Source organism: Pandoraea sp. LA3, from assembly GCF_022696215.1.
Taxonomy (GTDB): domain Bacteria; phylum Pseudomonadota; class Gammaproteobacteria; order Burkholderiales; family Burkholderiaceae; genus Pandoraea; species Pandoraea capi.
Map to the genome: position 1 here is coordinate 92,345 of NZ_PTPY01000039.1, position 19,668 is coordinate 112,012.

A 19,668-nucleotide genomic window follows, 5' to 3' on the forward strand; every position below is an offset into this window, starting at 1 on the left:
TCCTGAAACTGGCAGCCTGAGCGATTTTTGCACGCCTGTGACCGGACGTGGTGGGACACTGCCGTATCGCTATCCATTGCATCGACCTCGTCGCGCAATGGCCGTGAGTGGACGACGCGGAGGCAGGCAATGGTTTGGGAAGTCATTCGTCCTTGGGTAAGTGGGTGTGTTCCCGTCTGGCGGGAGTGCACGCCGGAACCGTCGCTGGACGTCGCGATACAAGCGTTCGATGCCGTATTGCAGCAGTGTTCCGCCGGGTCCCATGAAATAGATCGCGCGATCGAGCGGCTTCAGAAGGTTGCTGCGCGCGCCGACAACTGGCGCGTGATCAGCGCCGCTTTCAGGGAAGGTACGGATCGGAAATCCATGGTCGCGAAGCTCGTCAGGAGCCATCTCGTGACATCCGACGTCGGCATGAAGCATGCATTACGCGTCGCGCGCATCAAGACGCTGGGCGACGAGGCGACGAGTGTGGTTCATGCACTGACGCCGGACGCACGTGCGGAAATACTGAGTCGATGGTCAGCACCCGAGCACACCGCTTTGATGATGACGCCGAGCGGTCGGGTCGCGATGGGCATTCCGGGGACGGTTTTTCGTTGTCCGGTGATGGACGGATGTATTTCCCCTGACGGCCTGGGTCTGACGCAGCGCGAGGCGACACAGCTTCTGCTCGCCCGTCTTGAAGATCAGCAGACATCAACCACGGTGTTGGACGCGTTGCCAGAGGTGGCAACTCGGCAACGCTACGTCGTCGGTAATCTTTTGGCGGAGGTGCTGGGAGCGAATGGAAGTCCCCCGTCAGAGGTCGATCGGGACGCGCTTTATCGCGTTGCGGTGATCGTGCACGACGCACTCAAAGGAAGGAACGATGTCCCTGTTTCGCTTAGTGATCGATTCTCCAGGTTTTTCGCGATAAGCGGCGATCACGCGCGCGCGGCGGAAGCACACGACACTGTGGCGGCATTTCGTCTGCAACTTGTGAGGAAGGAGGCGGGGCTCTCGAGAAAAGTGCCAGAGACGCTTCGCGATGCGCATTGGGAACGGGCGATATTCAATTCCACATCGGCCGCGGCTCGACTCTCGACAGCTGCGTTGCATCTGGCATGCCTTGAGACGAACAAGCCGGAAGAAATACGGTTATGCCTGGCGAGCGCGAGACGTTTTCGCGACGCCGGCGATGCGGCATACGCCGTGGCATTTTATGCGCGCGCCGCACAGACCTCGGCGCTGACGAACGCCTTCGGTGAGGTCGAAAGGATCCTCGACGAGGCTCGCGGCGAGGTGCGCGGCGATTACGAGGGGCTGTGCATGATCTACGAGCGATGCGCGAAGACGTTCGAGGCATGCGGGCATCCGTTCGCGGCGGCGTTGCTTCACATGCTGGCCGTCGACTATGTGACAAAGCTACGCGCGCAGGGTGTCGACGTGGCAATCGCAACCCCGCTCGAGACGCACCACCGAAGCTGTGCGCAGGAATGCTTTGCGCGCGCCAATCTGAAGGCGGGGCCAGAAGACATCGGCAGCTTGCTGGCGTTCGCCGCGGGTCCGTTGTGGGGCAAATTGACATCGCCCGACGGAGTGGTCGGACAGACCTCCATTATCAGGTTCAGCGAAGCCTGCGACGCCATTACCTACGCGCCTATCGATGCTGTACCAGACTCGCGCTGGTTGCTGATGCATCACGGCACGCAGACGACTGGCCGCAAGCTCTACGACTTTGTCACGGAAGCCACCATGCGCGCGTTGATGGCATCCCGGAGCCGGCATCCCAGTCATGACCGTGCTTATCAGCAGTCGGATTTCGTCAGAGGTCTGATGGTCGTGAACATGCTTTACACCGCCGGAAGGCAATCACAGGACGCAGAGCAGGCGTTGCGCTCGGACGTGATCCAACAGGAGCAGGAGTCGATCGATGATGACAGCAGTATCCGAGGCAATGGGGTGTCCTGACGTCAGGTCTTCGGTAGACGTCTCGCCACACAGCGATCTGTACGATCTGCGACCGGCGATACGAATCGTCGAAGAAGCGGCGAATGTCGTTTTCGCCGGTGCAGCGGAGCTGGATCATGCCATGGGGCGGCTCACATTGAAGATAGTCACGCCGCAGGGGAAGCAAACGGTTGCCCAATGGTTCGGTGCCAATCAGGACGATACCGATACGGCGGGCGTCCTGGTGCGGAGCCACCTCGCAACGTTCCCTAACGGCTTTGCTCATCTGGTGCGCAAGCAGACGATTCATCGGGTCGCCGACGATGCCGCGCGGCTGCTGAAGATCCTGTCGCCACATACGCGCGCGGCCATGATGCAGCGCTGGTCGATGCCCGGCGACCGATCCCTGCACGTGAGCGCAGACCACTGCATTGCTGCCGACATCCCGGGCAGCGGCTTTCGCTGCCTGCTCATCGGCAAGGCCGTTGGTGAGAGTGGTCTGCATCTCACGCAGGAGGAAGCGGTGCAACTGATGCTCGCTCGTCCAGTGGGCGCCGATGACGGCCGCACCGTACTCGACATGCTCCCGGCGTTGACGACGCATCATCCGGAGACGACAGCGCATCTGCTACGCGCGCTTATCGATACCAATGGACGTATGCCGTCGACATTGGATGCCGATGCGCTTCACGCGCTTGCGATTTCGGTGTTCGAGGCGCTGCGGCACGATGGACGGCGCACCGTGTTCTGCGAGGCCTTCGCCCGATACTTCGGCGAGATGGAAGATGACCGGCGTGCCGCTGACGTGCGTGCGGAAATAGCGGTGCATCGCACGCGTGATTTGCCGGGTAACGTCTATGGAATCTCCCGTTTTACAAACAGTGGACATGACACGGCGGCGGACGTGCGACGTCTCGCTGAGATACGCATCGCAAATGAGCACGCGCTGGCGGCTCACTACTATGCGCGTTGTGGTGAATTGGGGTTGGCGGCAAAGCAGCATTTCAAGGCCGCGCAACGCCGAACGGCCGCGAGGGAACCGGCGCTTGCCGAGCACGCATGTACGCGTGGTCTCACGAACCTTTACCAGCTCGCAGGCGTCGCGCGCTATTCCGAAGTCGCGCCGGTGCTTCGTGAAGCGTTCGACGCCATCGCCGTCAGTAGTGGCCGTATAAGCGCGACCGGCACGCAGTGTGCCACGGCGTTTGCTGCCAGAGGGCGCTATTTAAGCGCAGCAATGACGCACTATCTGACGGCCGAGCGTCTGCCGCAGATTCATGAAGCGAATCTCGTCGAGGATGCCGATTCATTGGCGAAAGTGCGCGCTTTCCATGTCTCCGAGACCATGCGGTACTGCACGCGTGCCCGCTTCGACCCGGATCGGGCTGATGTTCCGGCAGCGATGCGCGCAGCCATTGCATATCATCTAGGCAAAATGAACGGCATGACCGCGCTTGCCGGGCCGGATTACCGCATCGAATTCGGGGACGTCATCGGCCCGAACGCGACGCTGCCGTTCGATGGCGATCCCACGGTGCATTGGCTACTGCTGGAAACGGCAAGCGGTGCGAAGGGGCAGCCCGTCTATCAGCTCGTCAACGCGCTCAGACGCCGCGAAATGCTGGGCAAGGCGCAGCCTCACCCGGTGCTGGGGCGGGCGTTGACGAGCGCAGACTTCATTGGCGAGGTCGAGGCGCTCGAATTGCTGCAATTGCTTCAGCCGGGGAGGAGGGCGCGATGATGTCGACACCTGTCGGACGTGCGCCCATTCCCGCGACGCCGGATCTCGGCACGGGTATCGGCGAAACGCCATTGGCGGCGGCGATGCGCCGGTTTGAGGAGGTTGCGGGGGCTGCCAGCGCGGGTTCGGAGGCCATGCTCATCGCTACCGCCTTCCTTGAGATGGAAGTCTTCAAGCCTCATAACTGGCAGCATCTTGCGCCCTGTTTCAAGGATGACGTCAACGTGCCGGAGACGGCGAAGCTGCTGGTGCAATGTCACCTTGCGACTTCCCGCGAAGGCTTGCTGCATGTTCTGGGGCAGCATCCGAAGCTGGACGTGGCGGACAAGGCGGCCGCGCGCCTGCTGGCCTCGCTGAAGCCGCATGTTCGCGATGCCATGGTGGCGAACTGGCGGAACGTCGATGCGACCGGTCTGCATGCCATATCGGCGGGGCTGATCGCCGTGCAGATTCCCGGGACGGTGTTTCGCTGCCCGCTCATCGGCCGGACGTTCACCAGGGATGGTCTCGACCTGACGCAGCACGAAGCAACGAGTCTTCTGCAATCGAATTTCGAAGGGGCATCGTCCCGGACGTTGCTTGAGGCATTCGCCGATACCACGACACACTATTTCGGGATGAGCGCGTTTCTGTTCGGTCTGGCCGTTGGCGTTGAAGGCAGCGTGATGTCGGGGCTGGACAAAAACCATGCCTGCGCGTTGGCCAGAAGCTTGTTGACCGCGCTCGCGGGCGACCAAAACAGTGTCACGCTGCGCGTGCCGCTAGCCCGCTTTTTCGGGGCGTTGGGCGAGTACAGGATTGCGGCGGAACTCCACGCGCAGGCGGCGCAGATCGCAGAAAGGCGCGATGCGGAGACGGCCGTTTGCCTTGTGATGGTCCCGGCGGCGGCTCGTGAGGAACAGATCGGGATTCAGCGTGGCATGCAACTGCGAATCGGCGCGAACCAGGCGTGGTCAGGCGTGTATCGGGAGAAGACCGGTGAGCTGTGTGATTCTGCGATGCACATGTTCAAGGCGTCGTATCACCTATACCTCGCCGGCGAAGCCAAAGCTGGCGCAGTGCGAGACGCGGCGCAGGCGCAGCTCCTGCGCCTTGCCCTGAGCGCAGACGTTGCGAAGGTCTACGAGGTACTCGTCGACGCCGTGCGTGCATTCGGACCGAATTACCCTGGAATCAGCGCTCTCTGCAAGCAGTGTGCCGATGTCTTCGAGCAACGGGGGCTTCCGGCTGATGCCGCAGCCATCCACAAATTTGCCTTCGAACAGCTCTATCAAATGGGGATGAGGTATGACCAGGATATCGACATCGAGGTATTGACTGCCATCAGCGCCGATCATCAAGCGAATGCCAGGCGATTGCTGGGCGTCACCCGAAACGTTCTGTGACGCCATCGCGCGAGATCGCCACACACTTGATCTCGACCAGCAATCCGGGATGTGCCAGCTCGGACACGCCGATGCATGTCCAGGCGCAGGTTTCGCGAGGGAAACGCCGGTCCTTGACGGTGCGGAATATCGGCATGTGGCGTGACATGTCGACGTGGTAAGTGGTCATGTCGACGACGTCGTCGAACGTGCAGCCAGCGGCGGTGAGCACGGTTTGCAGGTTGTCCCAGCAAGCCTCGAATTGGGCTTCGGGGTCGTGGATGACGGTCATGTCGGGGGTGCGTCCGACCTGGCCCGCGCAAAACACGGTGGCGCCGGCACGAACGGCTGGCACGTAGCCGGCGCGCTCGACAATGGCAGCCATGGATGGCGGAATGATGTACTGACGATCGGTCATGTCGGCGGGGCCTGAATCTGGGTGCCTGACTATATACCGTGCGGGCAGCGTTGAGGCGCTACCGTTTGTCGCATCCGGAGGCGGATGCACGTCGACAATCCCCGGGAGCCGGTGAGGCTCCCGGAGAGCAGGCTCAGCGGGCGCCGGCTTCGGCAACCCGCTGTGCGATGTGCGCCAGCGCTTCGTCGACCTGGTCGATGAGGATCAGGCACAGATCGCCCGGTTGCAGGCGGGCCAGTGCGGTATCGATGGCGACGAACTCGCCATTGATCTCGTCGACGTGGCTCGTGCGACGCGCGCCCACCAGACCTTCTTGCAGCAAGCGGATCACTTCGCCGTCTTCGCGTCCGCGCTGGCACTGGTCCTGATAGAGCAGCACGTCGTCGAAGGCGTCGCCGAGGATCTCCGTCTGACGACGGATATCTTCGTCGCGACGATCGCCCGCGCCCGAAATGACCACCGAACGGCGGCGGGCAGGCATCGTTTCCACTGCCTGCGTGAGCGCGGCGATGGCATCCGGGTTGTGACCGTAATCGGCAATCAGCGTCGCGCCCTTGTAATCGAAGACGTTGAAGCGCCCCGGCGCAGTGCCTGCATCGTTCACGAAGGTCACCAGTCCGGCACGGATCGTCACCGGATCGATCTTCAACGCCCAGGCCGCGCCGATGGCGGCCATGGCGTTCTCGACCTGGAAGCCGATGGTGCCGTTGCGCGTGAGCGGAATGGCGGCGAGCGCGTAACGTGTTTCTTCGCTGCCGTGCGACGTCACGATGTGAGCGCCGTCGACATAGACCACGCGCTTGCCCTTGGCGCGATGCGTGGCGAGCACCGGATGCGCGGCGTCCACGGCGAAGTAGGTGACGTCGCCCGGGCAGGCGTCTGCCATGCGCGCGACCATCGGATCGGCCGCATTGAGCACCGCCATGCCGCGCGGCGCCACGTTGCGCACGATCACGCTCTTGAGCACCGCCAGGTCTTCCACCGTATTGATGTACGACAGCCCGAGGTGGTCGCCCATGCCGATGTTGGTCACCACGGCGACGTCGCAACGGTCGTAGGCGAGGCCCTCGCGCAGCAGACCGCCTCGGGCGGTTTCGAACACGGCGGCGTCGACGTCGGGGTGCATGAGCACGTTGCGCGCGCTACGCGGGCCGCTGCAATCGCCAGTGTCGATGCGCTGACCGCTGATGTAGATACCATCCGTGCCGGTCATACCGACACGCAACCCTTGCTGGGCGATGAGGTGAGCGATCAGGCGCACGGTCGTCGTCTTGCCGTTCGTGCCCGAGACGGCCACGAGCGGAATACGGCCGTCGTCACCGTCTTCGAACATGGTCGAGACGATCGCTTCGCCCACCGCGCGACCCTTGCCGTACGACGGCTGAAGGTGCATGCGAAGGCCCGGCGCGGCATTGACTTCCACAATGCCGCCGGCCTGATCTTCGAACGGCTTGATGACCGTTTCGCACACGGCGTCGACACCGGCGATATCGAGCCCGACCTGCTGCGCGGCCGCGACGGCGCGTGCAGCAATTTCCGGGTGGACGTCGTCGGTGACGTCGGTTGCCGTGCCGCCGGTCGACAGGTTGGCGTTGTTGCGCAGCACGATGCGTGCCCCGGCGTCCGGTACCGAGTCGGCGTTCAGGCCCTGTTTGGCCAGCGTGGCAAGCGCGATGTCGTCGAAACGAATCTTGGTCAGCGACGTGGCGTGGCCTTCACCGCGACGCGGGTCGGCGTTCACGGCGTCGACCAGTTGACGCACGGTATGCACGCCGTCGCCGGTGACCTGCGGCGGATCGCGGCGCGCGGCGGCGACCAGCTTGTTGCCGATGACCAGCAGACGGAAGTCGTGGCCCGGAATGTAGCGCTCGATGATGACGTCGCGGCTGATGTCCTGCGCGGCTTCGAAGGCTTTCTCGATTTCTTCGCGCGTGCGCAGACGCACGGCGACACCCTTGCCCTGATTGCCGTCGCGCGGCTTGACCACGACCGGTGCGTCGATCTCCTGCACCAGCTTCCACGCGGCTTCGATATCGCGCACGGTGCCGCCGAGCGGCACTGGCACCCCGGCGGCGTGCAGCAGCGTCTTGGTCAGGTCCTTGTCCTGCGCGATCGATTCGGCCACGGCCGAGGTGCGGTCGGTCTCGGCGGCCTGAATGCGGCGCTGCTTGCTGCCCCAGCCGAACTGCACCATCGAGCCTTCGGTTAGACGCCGGTACGGAATGCCGCGAGCGACGGCAGCGTACACGATCGAACCCGTCGACGGGCCGAGACGGACGTCTTCATCCAGATCGCGCAAGCGATAGAGGGCGTCGGCCAGATCGAACGGGCCGTCTTCGAGCGCGGCATGGATCAGTTGCTGCGCCAGATCGAAGGCGAGACGCCCGACGGGCTCTTCGCTGTATTGCACGACGACCTGAAAGGTGCCGGGCTCGATGGTCTGCGTGGTATGGCTGAAGGTCACCGGGCAGCCGGCGGCGGCTTGCAGGTGCAGCGCCGTGGTGGCGAGCGCGTCGGCCAGCGACACCGGACGCTCCTCGGCGTCGGGCGTGAGCGCGGGCAGCTCGGGGAAGCGGGCGCGCAGACGGGCTTCGAAACCGGCCAGATTGCCGATCGAGTATTCCAGATCGGTGCACGTCACGATGGCCTCGATGGCGGTGTGACGGCTCCAGAGGTTCGGACCGCGCAGCGCGCGGATACGGGAGACTTCCATAAATTGCAATCCCTGTCTGTCCACTTCGCGTCCCTATATGGCAAATGGTTGGCGAGAAAAACGGCTGTGGCTTGGATATTCGATGACTATCTATATAGCGACGGCGGCAACAGGAAATCCTGTCGGCCGCCGCTCATCATGCATTCGACGCGTCCGGCGTGCTCAGGCGGCCAGCGCCCGCATCGGCTGACCCATCCACAGATGCACGAGATCGAGCATCGCGGCGGCGCCGCCCTCGTCGGCCTGCAACACGAGCAGGTCGCCGCTGGCGAGCTGGGCCAATGCGGTTTCGGCAGCGGCGCGGCGCTCGCCGGCATCCGTCACCTGAACCTTGCGGCCGGCGGTGTCGATGCCCGCACGCAACTGGGCGCGCGACTCGGCCGACTCACGCTTGCGCGCAATGCTCAGGTCGTCGCACAGCACCACGCTGTCGAACGTCTGCCCGAGCAGCTTGCCTTCGGCCTGAAGGTCTTCGTCCATGCGGTCGGCGCCGGGGCCGTACACCACCGTGCGGCGCTCGGCGGGCAGGGTAGCGAGGGCGGCCGCCAGTGCGTTCAGGGCCGGCGCGTTGTGGGCGTCGTCGACGATGACCGTCGCGCCTTGCTTTTCGAACAGGGTGAAGCGACCCGGGGCATCGACCTGACCGACGTCGAACGTCGTCACGCCGGTGCGCAGAACGTCCAGTGCCACGCCCATCGACCAGGCGGCGGCCACGGCGGCCAGCACGTTCTCGACCTGGAAGCCGACACGGCCGGCGTAGGTCAGGGGCATGTTGGCGGTGGCGCCGATGTCGGTTTCTTCCGAGCCGGTCGCGAGGATCACCTGCCCGTTGCGCACGAACACCGCGCGCTTGCCTTCGGCACGATGCGCCACGATGGCCGGCAGTTGCTCGTCCAGTCCGAAGAAGATCACGTCGCCGTCGCACAGCTCGGCCATTTCCACGACCAGCGGATCGCGGGCGTTCAGCACGGCCACGCCGTCGGGCAGCACGACATCCACTTGCGTACGCATCACGCTGAACATGCGGTCGACGTCTTCGACGAAATACTGACCCAGATGGTCCGGACGATCGATGTTCGTCACGATGCCGACCTGGCAGCGGTCGTAGGCGAGGCCTTCGGACAGAATGGCGGTGTTGTCGTTCTCGAAGACGGCAGCGGTCACGCCGGCGTTCATCAGGACACGGTTCGCGGCGTCCCAGTTGGCGCGGTCGCCGCCTTGCACCAGACGCTTGTCGAGGAACAGGCCGTCGCTGCAAGCCAGGCCGGTATGCTCGCCCGCCAGTTGCAGCAGGTGCGTGAGCAGGCGGGCCGTCACGGTCTTGCCGTTTGTGCCGGTGATGCCGACGACCGGAATACGACCGGCGTCGCCGTCGGGGAACAGGTGATCGACGATGGCGCGGCCGACCGGACGGGGGGCGCCGTCGGCCGGCTTCAGGTGCATCAGCAGGCCCGGACCGGCGTTGACTTCGACGATGGCGCCGCGTTGTTCGGCGAGCGGGCGGGAAATGTCTTCGGCCACCAGATCGACGCCGGCGATGTCCAGACCGACGATGCGCGCCGCCAGCGATGCATGCGCGGCGACGCTCGGGTGCACGCGATCGGTCACGTCGAAAGCGACGTTGCCGTTGCGCTGGATCAGCACGTTCTTGCCTTCGGGCGGCACGGAATCGGCATCGAAGCCCTGACGCTTCAGTTCCAGACGGGCCGACGAGTCGATGCGCACGCGGTTGAGCGGCTGGTCTTCCGCACTGCCGCGACGCGGATCGTTATTGATTTGCAGCTCGATGAGTTCGGAGACGGTGTGTTGCCCGTCGCCCACGACGGAGGCCATTTCGCCCATCGCAGCAGCCACGACACGTCCGCCCACGACCAGCAGACGGTGCTCCAGGCCCGGCACGAAGCGCTCGACGATCACGCCGTTGCCTTCTTCGAGCGCCACGCCGAACGCCGTGATGACTTCGTCTCGCGTAGTGAGATTGATGAACACGCCACGGCCATGGTTGCCGTCGTACGGCTTGACGACCACGGGCAGGCCGATGTCTTGCGCGGCGTCCCAGGCGTCTTCGGCGCTATCGACCAGACGGCCTTCCGGCACGGGCACACCGCACGATTCGAGCAGTTGCTTGGTCAGATCCTTGTCGCGCGAAATGCTCTCGGCGATGGCGGGCGTGCGGTCGGTCTCGGCGGTCCAGATGCGGCGGGCGGCAGCGCCGTAGCCCAGTTGCACCAGATTGCCGTCGGACAGACGCAGATGCGGGATGTCACGGTCGTCGGCAGCGTCGACGATGCACGCCGTGCTCGGGCCGAGACAGTGTTTGTCGACCAGGCCGCGAAGGTCTTCCACGGCGGCCTCGACGTCGTAAGGACGGTCTTCGATGGCGGCCATGACCAGATCGCGGGCGGCGAACAGCGCCGCGCGGGTCACGTCTTCATGCCAGGCGCGCACGATCACCTTGTAGACGCCCGAGATCGGGGTTTCGCGCGCCTTGCCAAAGCCGCCGGGCATGCCGGCGAGATTCTGGAGCTCGAGCGTGACGTGCTCGAGAATGTGGCCGGGCCACGTACCTTCGCGCAGGCGCTGGAGGAAACCGCCGCGCTCGCCGATGCTGCAACGATGCTCAATGAGGGTGGGCAGCCACTCGGACAGCCGCTCGGGGAATCCCGGGATCTTGTTGGACGGGAACTCTTCCAGTTCGCCGATATCGACCCATGCCTCAAGCACCGGCCGATATGTCCACATATTCGGTCCGCGCAGCGACAGGACATCGAAAATCTCAATGTCTTTCTTTTTCATCTAAGGCTTTTATTCACGCGTCAGGGCTGGTACGGGAAAGCCGGCGAGGCCGGTTTCAGGCGGCACAGCCGGTCGCGCTTTTACAGTTAACTGGATGCTTAACGCAAAAAATCCGTAAACGGTTGACAGTCGCAACAATATTTCGATGTTGCACCGTGTCATGCGGGAACTCCGTGCCGCAAAAAGCGTCGCTGTGGTTATACTTGCGGCAATTTTGCGGACCTGACAGGGAAAGTCCGCGTCGATTTTTCTCCGATTGCTCGATGTCCGCCCCTTGAGGACACGTCTGCCGCATCAATGACCGACACCTCCGCTTCAGCGGCGTCACCCGCCGCCACATCGACAGATCCTTCCGCCGCCGCGCATTCGGCAGCTACGCCGGCCCGCAATGCCGCTGCTGAACCCTGGTACCTCGATCTTTCCGCTCAACTGGCCGATGGCGAGACCGTGCTCGCGTGGCTTACCGTCGATCTGGACGCGCAACTGCATTTCGCGCAGGGCGTGGTCGTTGCCACCGACCGCCGTGTACTCGCGCGCGAGGCACGCCGCGACACGCCGTCGGGCGCCTGGCAGGCGTGGCCGTACCGTGCGGATCTGACGCTGACGCATACGGACCATGCGGGCGTGGGCTCGCTGGAGCTGTGCGACGCAAGCAAGAAGCTCGCGAACTGGCGCTATACGCTGGGTCACAATCCGGCGGCGCTCACGTTGATGGATACGATCGTGCGCCAGCGCGACGCGCGGGTCGCCGGTCACGCGGCGAGCCACGAGCCGGAGGAGGTGGGCGTTTGCCCCATTTGTCAGGCGGAACTGCCCCCGGGGGCCGAAGAGTGCCCGCAATGCAATCCGGAAACAGAAGCCCCGCCGTCGACATGGGCATTGCTCAGATTGTGGCGCTTCGCCCGTCCGTATCGCTTCCAGTTATTGTCCGGTTTCCTGCTCACGCTTTGTGCCACGGGCGCCACGCTGATCCCGCCGTATCTGACGATGCCGCTCATGGACAACGTGCTGATCCCGTTCCAGAACGGCAAACCGATCGATTACCACCTGGTGGGAATGTATCTGTCGGGGTTGCTGGGTGCCGGACTGGTCGCCTGGGTGCTTGGCTGGGCGCGCACGTATTTGCTCGCCAAGGTATCGGAGCGGATCGGCGCCGATCTGCGCACGGCCACGTATTCGCACCTGCTGCGCCTCTCGCTGGAGTACTTCGGCGGCAAGCGGACAGGGGATCTGATGGCGCGCATCGGGTCGGAGAGCGACCGCATCTGCGTCTTCCTGTCGTTGCACTTGCTGGACTTCGCGACCGACGTGCTGATGATCGTGATGACGGCGATCATTCTCGTGTCGATCAACCCGTGGCTGGCGGTCGTGACACTGGTGCCGCTGCCGTTCATCGCCTGGCTGATCCATCTGGTGCGTGACCGGTTGCGCCATGGCTTCGAGAAGGTCGACCGTATCTGGTCGGAAATCACGAACGTGCTGGCCGATACGATTCCGGGCATTCGCGTGGTCAAGGCGTTTGCGCAGGAGAATCGCGAGGTGGCGCGCTTCAAGGAAGCGAACCGTCATAACCTCGTCGTCAACGACCGGGTAAACAAGGTCTGGTCGCTATTCTCGCCGACGGTCACGTTCCTGACGGAAGTCGGGTTGCTGGTCGTCTGGATCTTCGGTATCTGGCAGGTCTCGAAGCATGAGATCACGGTGGGTGTGCTCGCTGCGTTCCTGACCTACATCAGCCGCTTCTATACGCGTCTCGATTCGATGAGTCGTATCGTCTCGGTCACCCAGAAGGCTGCCGCCGGCGCCAAGCGCATCTTCGATATTCTCGATCACGTCTCTAACGTGCCGGAGCCGGTCAATCCGGTGCATCTGAAGGAAGTGAAGGGCGCCATCGACCTGCGCGACATCGGCTTCCGTTACGGCAATCGCGCGGTGATCCGGGGGATGGATCTGCGCATCGCGCCGGGCGAGATGATCGGTCTGGTCGGGCACAGCGGCTCGGGCAAGAGCACGCTGGTGAACCTGATCTGCCGCTTCTACGATGTGGCCGAAGGCTCGATCCAGATCGACGGCGTGGATATTCGTGCGCTGCCGGTCTCGGACTTCCGTCGCAACGTCGGTCTGGTGTTGCAGGAGCCGTTCCTGTTCTTCGGCACGATTGCGGACAACATCGCCTACGGCAAACCCGAAGCCACGCGCGCCGAGATCGTGGCCGCTGCGCGTGCCGCGCATGCGCACGAGTTCATCCTGCGTCTTCCGCATGGCTACGATTCGCTTGTCGGCGAACGGGGTCAGGCGCTCTCGGGTGGCGAGCGTCAGCGTATTTCGATTGCCCGCGCGTTGCTGATCGATCCGAGAATTCTGATTCTGGACGAAGCGACGTCGTCGGTGGATACGGCCACGGAGAAGGAAATTCAGAAGGCGCTGGACAACCTCGTCAAGGGCCGCACGACGATTGCCATCGCGCACCGTCTCTCGACGCTGCGCAAGGCCGATCGCCTCGTGGTGCTCGATCGCGGCAAGATCGTCGAGGTGGGCAATCACGATGAACTGATCGCGCGCGAAGGCGCTTACTACAAGCTTTATCAGGCGCAGCAGCGCAACGTCGACACGGATATCGACGCCGTCGTCGAGTCGGCCGAAGCCGCCGCCACGGTGGCTGCGGTCACCGCCGCGCCGGCGCAGCCGCTCTCCGTCAACTGATCGTCAACCGAACCGTTCGCGAAGCCATTTATGCAGATCGATTTCACCCTCTCGCGCAACGCCTTCGGACGTCTGGTGCTGACCGACGCCGAGGGCGTCGCCCATGAAGGCGTCGTGCCCGTGCGCGCCTTCCCGATTGCCGCGCCGGACGAAGGGCTCGCGCTCGTGAGCACCGAAGGCCGCGAACTGGTCTGGCTGGACTCGCTCGACGGACTTCCGGCGGACATGCGCGCGCTGGTGCGCGACGAACTGGCGGCGCGTGAATTCATGCCGGAGGTGCTGTGCATCAAGGGCGTGTCGACGTTTGCGACGCCGAGCACCTGGACCGTCGAGACGAATCGCGGCGAGGTCTCGTTCGTGCTGCGCGGCGAAGAGGACATCCGGCGTCTGGGTGGGCAAACGTTGCTCATCACCGACAACCACGGCATTCACTTCCTGATTCGCGATTCCGCCGCGCTGGACAAGCCCAGCCGCAAGATTCTCGACCGTTTCCTCTGACGTCTTCCGAAGGCTTCTTGCACGATTCGGGTTACCGCACTTCGCCGTACCTCCCGGCGCTGGTAAAATCCATGCTTTTGATTTTGCGGTGATGCCGATGTGGTTCAAGAATCTTCAGTTGCACCGAATTCCTGCCGGTTGGTCCATGAGCGTCGCGCAAATGGAAGAGGCGCTGGAAAAGCACGCCTTCCGTGAGGGCGGCAGCCTCGAAATGCAGGTGCAGGGCTGGGCGCCGCCGCGCGATGGCGGCGAACTCGTGCACAGCATCAATCGTCAGTTCCTGCTGGCCTATCGTGCCGAAAAGAAGCTGTTGCCGACGACCGTCGTCAATCAGGTGACGCGCGCCAAGGCCGCCGAACTCGAAGAGCAGCAGGGCTTCAAGCCGGGCCGCAAGCAGATGCGCGAGCTCAAGGAGCAGGTCACCGACGAACTGCTGCCGCGTGCGTTCGGCATTCGTCGCGATACGCGCGTGTGGATCGATCCGGTGAACCGCTGGCTGGTGATCGATGCCGCGTCGCCTGCGAAGGCCGACGAAGTGCGCAGTCTGCTGCTCAAGACGCTCGACATCATTCTCGAGAACGTGGAACTGAACGAGGCGCCGGTCGCCGTGATGACGTCGTGGCTCGCGGGTAACGACGCACCCGCCGGGTTCACCGTCGATCAGGACGTGGAACTGCGCTCGAACACCGATGAGAAGGCCGCCGTGCGCTACGTGGCGCACCCGCTCGACGGTGCAGACGTGCGTCAGCACATCGAAGCCGGCAAGCGCTGCACCAAGCTGGCGATGACGTGGAACGACCGCATCTCGTTCGTGCTGACCGACGCGTTCATCATCAAGCGCGTGACGCCGCTCGATATCATCAAGGACGCTGCCGATCCGACGGCCGAAGGCGAGGCCGAGAAGTTCGATGCCGACGTTGCGCTCATGACCGGTGAACTCGCCCGCATGCTCGACGATCTGGTCGAGGCCGTGGGAGGTGAACGTCAGATGGACAAGGCGGCATAACGTCACTTACGTCACTTTCATCACTGACGCTTCGCCGGAACCGGTAGCCGAGGCTGGACAGGCGACAGGTTCCGGCGGCACCAACGCCGCGATGCCCCGTTCTCCATGGGGCACCGCGGCGTTTTCTCATCCGGCGCGAAATGCCGCCGAGATCACGATTGCGTGGACGGATCGATCAGGTAGACGCCTTGCGTCAGCGCCTGTTTGACCGCGCGCGTCTTCTCGTCGACGCTGACTTCGAGTTCACCCGCCTCGATGGCCGCGTAGGCCTGACGCACGACGTCCGACGGTGCGGTTTTCTCCACGTCGAAGCCGCTCGTGAGATCGGTATCGATGTATCCCGCGTGCAAACCCACGACCTGCGTGTTTTGCTTGCGAAGCTCATGACGCACGCCGTTGGTCAGCGACCATGCGGCCGACTTCGTAATCGAGTATTCGGGGATCACGGGCGAATTGACCCAACTCACGATGGACAGCACGTTGAGCAGCGCGCCGCCGCCGTTGCGGCCCAGAACCGGGGCGAATGCCTGCGTCATGGCCAGCACGCCGAACAGGTTGGTTTCCAGCGTCTTGCGCAGCAAATCAGCAGAACCCGGGCGCGTGAGCCCTTCGGAGACGCTGGCGATACCGGCGTTGTTGATGAGCAGGGTGACATCGCCCGCGAGTTCGGCCGCAGCGGCCACGTCCTGGGCGTTATTGACGTCGAGCTTGACGGGGATCACGCCCGGCAGCGTCACCTTCGACGGATCGCGCGATCCGGCATAGACCTTCTTGGCGCCAAGCGCCAGCGCCTGTTTGGCGAACTCCAGTCCCAGACCACGGTTTGCACCGGTGACGAACACGACGGCATTTTCGATCTTCATTTCATTGCTCCAGCAAGGTAGGTGGGCCGAATGGGCCGTAGCAACGGCAGGTGAATTCGGTTACAGTTCATGACAATGGTGGTTGCCATCGTCAACTTGGGTGGATTGTGCAAACTGCGCGGGCACTTGTCAATGGTGATCGACATTGTCTTTTTTGATGACGCCGATAGTGGCGATTGGGTATTGGTCGGGGCGTCGATGCGTCCGGCACGTGCTGGGCACGCCTCGTCGCCCTGGCGGCTAGCGGCTAAGGAGCAGAAATGGGCATTTCACGGGAACAGGCAGCGGAGAATCGGGAGGCGATCGTCAGTGCGGCTGACCGGTTGTTCCGCGAACGCGGTGTCGATGCCGTCGGGCTGACGGCGTTGATGAAGGAGGCCGGATTCACGCAAGGCGGCTTCTACAACCACTTCAAGTCGAAGGACGCGCTCGTCGCCGCCGTGATGGCGCGGGCGATGGCGGCCAACGAGGACTTGTTGGCGCAGAGCCAGGCGGCGACGGCGTCGGGCGGGAAACCGAAGACGAGCGTCGACAAGTATCTTTCGACGGCGCATCGCGACGACGTGGCGTGCGGTTGCCCGATGGCGGGCTTTGCCGGGGATGTGCCGCGTATCGGCGATGAAGCGCAGGCCTGTTACGCGAAAGGACTCGCAGACTCGCTCGAACACATGACGGCGGCCGGCGTCGCGCAAGGGTTGACACGGGAGCAGGCGTACCAGCGCGCCATGGCGCGATTCGCGCAGATGGTGGGTTCACTGGTGCTTTCGCGGGCGGTGGTCGGTGCCGATCCTGCGCTATCGGAAGCGTTGCTGGGTGCAGGGCGTGAGGCCATCACGGCCGCCGATGCACGCGGCGCGAATGGGTGAGCGCGATAAGGGGGCAAGGCGCCAGGGGGCGCGGCGGCAAGGGCATGCAGAACATCGTGCAAGAGGATTCACCCGCTATCAACGGCTGACGCGTTGCCGCCAGCGAGAGGCTCCGTCAGTGTTGAGGCCAGCGCCAGGTCGCGCGCAACCGGTCTCGCAGGAAGTCGACGAACAGGCGTGTTCGCGGCGCAATGTGGCGGCTGTGCGGGTACACGGCATGCAGCGGTGCCGCCGGAATCCGCAGCGCCGGCAGCACGCGGGTAAGGCGACCGGCCTGAATGTCGTCGCCGACGTCCCAGATCGATTTCTGTGCGATGCCTGCGCCATGCAGCGCGAGTTCATGCGCCGTGTCGCCATCGTCGACGACATAGGTGTCGGGCACCTGAACGCGTAACGTTTCGGATTGCGAGACAAATCGCCAGTCACCATGCGGAACGTTGCCAAAGAGAATGCAGTCGTGATGCCGCAAGTCGCCCACGTCTTCCGGGGTGCCGCGCAGCGCCAGATAACCGGGGGACGCGACGAGCACCCGATAGTTCGGCGCCAGCTCCTGAGCGACGAGACTTGAGTCGGGCAGGGTGCCCACGCGAATGGCGACGTCGATGTTGTGGGCGAGGAGATCGACCCACAGGTCGCTCAACGACAGATGCACCTTCACATCGGGATGCCGTTCGCGAAATGCGACGAGCAATGGCGTCAGATGACGACGCCCGAACGCGCGCGGCGCGCTGATCCGCAGCACGCCGCCAACGGTGCCCGCCTGGCTCGTCATCAACCGCTCGGTCTCTGCAATCTCCGCCAGAATCCGCTGGCAACACGCGTGGAAAACCTGCCCCTCCTCGGTGAGCGCCTGCTTGCGCGTGGTGCGGTTGAGCAGGCGCACGCCAAGGCGCTGTTCCAGCAGTCCCAGGCGTTTGCTGATGACCGCAAGCGACAACCCCAACTCACGTGCCGCCGCTGACATGCTGCCCGTTGTGACTACTCGGTCGAAGAGGGTGAGGTCCAACGTCTGTTCGATCATCGTGCTGCGATTCTCAATGTGGCGAAGAGAGTCATTCTGTTTTTCTGGGGATTATCGTCTTCTCTGATGAGGATCACAATAAGCACATGCCATCACCGAGGGTTCGGTGGTGACGCGGTTCCCCCCCCTCATGCTTCGCCCTCATTCTGGAGTTACCCCATGTTCAATTTCGAAGGTCAGCGCGTGCTTGTGATCGGCGGCAGTTCCGGTATCGGCCGTGCCGCGGCACAAGCGTTTGCCAAGGCCGGCGCGGTCGTCACGATCGCTTCGCGCAGTCAGGCAAAGCTCGACGATGCGCTCGCGACGATCGGCAGTACCGCCCGCGCCGTGGTGCTCGATACCGGTGACGCGGCGGCTGTCGAACGATTCTTTGCCGAGCATGCGCCGTGGCAGCATGTCGTGATTTCCGCCGCACAAACGCCCACCGGACAGGTGCGCAAGTTGTCGCTGGAAGACGCGCACGCCGCGTTCGACAGCAAGTTCTGGGGGACGTATCACGTTGCCAGGTTTGCGCGCATCGAAGACAGCGGTTCGCTCACGCTGACCTCGGGGTACCTGAGTGTGCGACCCAATACGTCGTCGGTCGTGCAGGGCGCGATCAACGCCGCTGTCGAAGCGCTAGGGCGCGGGCTGGCGCTCGAAATCTCACCGGTGCGCGTCAACACGGTATCGCCGGGACTGACGATCACACCGCTGTGGGACAAGCTGTCCGAAGCCGATCGGGAGGCGATGTATCGCAGTGCAGCGCAACGGCTTCCGGCGCGTCGAGTCGTAGCAGCCGAGGACGTGGCGAATACGATTCTTTATCTCGCCGGCACGCCGAGCGCGACGGGCTCAACGGTGCTCATCGACGCTGGCGGTGCGATCGCCTGACATCTCGTCGCAGCCCTCTGCAAGCCTTGGAAAGGCAGGAAGATGCTGCGTTGCGACATCTTCCGGGTCCTGATCTTGCGTACATTTTGACGTCACGCAAACGCGGTATACCCGAATCACTTTCGGGTACCTATTTCGATAGGGATTGCCTAGAATGAAATCGTGCCATCCCGCCATATCGAAGTTAGGAGGCCGCTATGCTTACAGGGAGCTTGATTGGGATGTTCGTGATCGCGCTGGTCGTCGGTGCAGCGGTGGCCTGGCTGGCAGATCGCAACTGGTGCAAGGAGCACCCGGCGGCACGCCATACCTGGCGTCGCCACCGTCGCGATGTCCGGCACGGCTGAACCGTGCCGACGGTCGGGGAACGCTTCTGGGAAGGGACTTTGGAAAACGTTCAGGACCAATGAAAAGCCCGCCTTCCGGCGGGCTTTTTTGCGACTAAAGACACCTTAACAACTGGCTGGGCGCTCAGGCAACGGCCTGAAGGAAGTACTTGCCCTGGACGGTCAGACGCGGCGACTTCTTCCCCGCTTCCAACTCTTCCCACTCGATCAGTTTGCTCTCGAGCAACGATTCGAGGTCCGGGCGATCCAGCTCCACTTGCTCCGGAGCTTCCTTGACCAGCATCAGGGTGGCAAATTCATGATGACTCAGCATCTTCGTCTCCCGGTTTGCGGTTCCACAGGGGGGTCCCTCGTCAGGGACTTTAAGGATAGGTCACGAAAAAGACGCTTGCGCGACAAAATTCGTACTTTCGATGCTGCTATGCAGCACTTCTCGTGGTGGACTTTCCCACGCACAGGATAGGCCGTGGTAATGACATTGGCGTGTCAGTCGTCTAGCATTTCCCGCCGCATCTAACGTATACAAA

Annotated in this window: 15 protein-coding genes; 9 read left to right on the top strand and 6 right to left on the bottom strand. The window is 63.4% G+C overall.

The window, feature by feature from the left end:
- Positions 1-129: 129 nt before the first annotated feature.
- From C5N93_RS25560 to C5N93_RS25570, 3 genes are read left to right on the top strand one after another with little or no spacing between them, the layout of a single operon-like run.
- Positions 130-1,953 (top strand): hypothetical protein, encoded by a 1,824-nt coding sequence (locus tag C5N93_RS25560; protein ID WP_242561479.1) that lies wholly within the window; start codon positions 130-132, stop codon positions 1,951-1,953.
- Entirely contained in the window at positions 1,916-3,673 is a 1,758-nt protein-coding gene (locus C5N93_RS25565; protein ID WP_242561480.1) for a hypothetical protein, read from the top strand. Before C5N93_RS25560 ends, C5N93_RS25565 begins: the two co-directional genes overlap by 38 nt.
- Complete coding sequence (locus C5N93_RS25570) at positions 3,670-5,058, top strand: hypothetical protein (RefSeq protein WP_242561481.1); 1,389 nt, start codon at positions 3,670-3,672, stop codon at positions 5,056-5,058. Before C5N93_RS25565 ends, C5N93_RS25570 begins: the two co-directional genes overlap by 4 nt.
- On the opposite strand, the gene C5N93_RS25575 is transcribed toward C5N93_RS25570, so the two are convergent.
- The 3 genes from C5N93_RS25575 to cphA (C5N93_RS25585) all read right to left on the bottom strand — a co-directional run bounded on the left by C5N93_RS25575 (position 5,039) and on the right by cphA (C5N93_RS25585) (position 10,964).
- Positions 5,039-5,455, bottom strand: a complete 417-nt coding sequence (locus C5N93_RS25575) for a RidA family protein (protein WP_242561482.1) — start codon at positions 5,453-5,455, stop codon at positions 5,039-5,041. The genes C5N93_RS25570 and C5N93_RS25575 overlap by 20 nt on opposite strands.
- Positions 5,456-5,588: 133 nt before the next feature.
- Positions 5,589-8,168 (bottom strand): cyanophycin synthetase, encoded by a 2,580-nt coding sequence (cphA, locus tag C5N93_RS25580; RefSeq protein ID WP_242561483.1) that lies wholly within the window; start codon positions 8,166-8,168, stop codon positions 5,589-5,591.
- A gap of 162 nt (positions 8,169-8,330) precedes the next feature.
- Entirely contained in the window at positions 8,331-10,964 is a 2,634-nt protein-coding gene (gene cphA, locus C5N93_RS25585; RefSeq protein ID WP_242561484.1) for a cyanophycin synthetase, read from the bottom strand.
- A gap of 297 nt (positions 10,965-11,261) precedes the next feature.
- On the opposite strand from cphA (C5N93_RS25585), the gene C5N93_RS25590 reads away from it, so the two are divergent.
- The 3 genes from C5N93_RS25590 to C5N93_RS25600 all read left to right on the top strand — a co-directional run bounded on the left by C5N93_RS25590 (position 11,262) and on the right by C5N93_RS25600 (position 15,171).
- Positions 11,262-13,667, top strand: a complete 2,406-nt coding sequence (locus C5N93_RS25590) for an ABC transporter ATP-binding protein (protein ID WP_242561485.1) — start codon at positions 11,262-11,264, stop codon at positions 13,665-13,667.
- Between the two features lie 30 nt (positions 13,668-13,697).
- Positions 13,698-14,165 carry a DUF1854 domain-containing protein gene (locus C5N93_RS25595; protein ID WP_242561486.1) on the top strand — a complete coding sequence of 156 codons (468 nt, stop codon included), beginning with the start codon at positions 13,698-13,700 and terminating at the stop codon, positions 14,163-14,165.
- Between the two features lie 97 nt (positions 14,166-14,262).
- A complete protein-coding gene (locus C5N93_RS25600) occupies positions 14,263-15,171 on the top strand; it encodes a recombination-associated protein RdgC (protein WP_069343779.1) in 909 nt (302 codons plus the stop codon).
- A gap of 152 nt (positions 15,172-15,323) precedes the next feature.
- Here the strand turns inward: C5N93_RS25600 and C5N93_RS25605 are convergent, their stop codons facing one another.
- The gene (locus tag C5N93_RS25605) at positions 15,324-16,034 is read right to left on the bottom strand and encodes an SDR family oxidoreductase (RefSeq protein ID WP_150720441.1); all 711 of its coding nucleotides are present in this window, start codon (positions 16,032-16,034) and stop codon (positions 15,324-15,326) included.
- Positions 16,035-16,294: 260 nt separating this feature from the next.
- Here C5N93_RS25605 and C5N93_RS25610 point away from each other — a divergent pair, with 260 nt between their 5' ends.
- Positions 16,295-16,900: a TetR family transcriptional regulator gene (locus tag C5N93_RS25610; RefSeq protein ID WP_242561487.1), complete on the top strand. Its 606-nt coding sequence runs from the start codon at positions 16,295-16,297 to the stop codon at positions 16,898-16,900.
- 115 nt (positions 16,901-17,015) lie between these two features.
- Here the strand turns inward: C5N93_RS25610 and C5N93_RS25615 are convergent, their stop codons facing one another.
- The gene (locus C5N93_RS25615) at positions 17,016-17,921 is read right to left on the bottom strand and encodes a LysR family transcriptional regulator (protein WP_242561488.1); all 906 of its coding nucleotides are present in this window, start codon (positions 17,919-17,921) and stop codon (positions 17,016-17,018) included.
- Positions 17,922-18,080: 159 nt separating this feature from the next.
- On the opposite strand from C5N93_RS25615, the gene C5N93_RS25620 reads away from it, so the two are divergent.
- On the top strand, positions 18,081-18,794 hold the full coding sequence (locus tag C5N93_RS25620) for an SDR family oxidoreductase (RefSeq protein WP_242561489.1): 714 nt from the start codon (positions 18,081-18,083) through the stop codon (positions 18,792-18,794).
- Between the two features lie 197 nt (positions 18,795-18,991).
- A complete protein-coding gene (locus C5N93_RS25625; RefSeq protein WP_170836285.1) occupies positions 18,992-19,141 on the top strand; it encodes a hypothetical protein in 150 nt (49 codons plus the stop codon).
- Between the two features lie 124 nt (positions 19,142-19,265).
- Here C5N93_RS25625 and C5N93_RS25630 read toward each other — a convergent pair whose 3' ends face one another.
- On the bottom strand, positions 19,266-19,454 hold the full coding sequence (locus C5N93_RS25630) for a hypothetical protein (protein ID WP_044456015.1): 189 nt from the start codon (positions 19,452-19,454) through the stop codon (positions 19,266-19,268).
- Positions 19,455-19,668: the final 214 nt, after the last annotated feature.

Excerpts from the sequence above, each read along its gene's own strand:
- C5N93_RS25610 (WP_242561487.1), top strand. The coding sequence starts at position 16,295 with ATGGGCATTTCACGGGAACAGGCAGCGGAGAATCGGGAGGCGATCGTC.
- C5N93_RS25575 (WP_242561482.1), bottom strand. The coding sequence starts at position 5,455 with ATGACCGATCGTCAGTACATCATTCCGCCATCCATGGCTGCCATTGTC.
- C5N93_RS25615 (WP_242561488.1), bottom strand. The coding sequence starts at position 17,921 with ATGATCGAACAGACGTTGGACCTCACCCTCTTCGACCGAGTAGTCACA.
- C5N93_RS25565 (WP_242561480.1), top strand. The coding sequence starts at position 1,916 with ATGATGACAGCAGTATCCGAGGCAATGGGGTGTCCTGACGTCAGGTCT.
- cphA (WP_242561484.1), bottom strand. The coding sequence starts at position 10,964 with ATGAAAAAGAAAGACATTGAGATTTTCGATGTCCTGTCGCTGCGCGGA.
- C5N93_RS25560 (WP_242561479.1), top strand. The coding sequence starts at position 130 with ATGGTTTGGGAAGTCATTCGTCCTTGGGTAAGTGGGTGTGTTCCCGTC.
- C5N93_RS25590 (WP_242561485.1), top strand. The coding sequence starts at position 11,262 with ATGACCGACACCTCCGCTTCAGCGGCGTCACCCGCCGCCACATCGACA.
- C5N93_RS25630 (WP_044456015.1), bottom strand. The coding sequence starts at position 19,454 with ATGCTGAGTCATCATGAATTTGCCACCCTGATGCTGGTCAAGGAAGCT.
- C5N93_RS25570 (WP_242561481.1), top strand. The coding sequence starts at position 3,670 with ATGATGTCGACACCTGTCGGACGTGCGCCCATTCCCGCGACGCCGGAT.
- C5N93_RS25620 (WP_242561489.1), top strand. The coding sequence starts at position 18,081 with ATGTTCAATTTCGAAGGTCAGCGCGTGCTTGTGATCGGCGGCAGTTCC.
- C5N93_RS25595 (WP_242561486.1), top strand. The coding sequence starts at position 13,698 with ATGCAGATCGATTTCACCCTCTCGCGCAACGCCTTCGGACGTCTGGTG.
- C5N93_RS25605 (WP_150720441.1), bottom strand. The coding sequence starts at position 16,034 with ATGAAGATCGAAAATGCCGTCGTGTTCGTCACCGGTGCAAACCGTGGT.
- cphA (WP_242561483.1), bottom strand. The coding sequence starts at position 8,168 with ATGGAAGTCTCCCGTATCCGCGCGCTGCGCGGTCCGAACCTCTGGAGC.
- C5N93_RS25600 (WP_069343779.1), top strand. The coding sequence starts at position 14,263 with ATGTGGTTCAAGAATCTTCAGTTGCACCGAATTCCTGCCGGTTGGTCC.
- C5N93_RS25625 (WP_170836285.1), top strand. The coding sequence starts at position 18,992 with ATGCTTACAGGGAGCTTGATTGGGATGTTCGTGATCGCGCTGGTCGTC.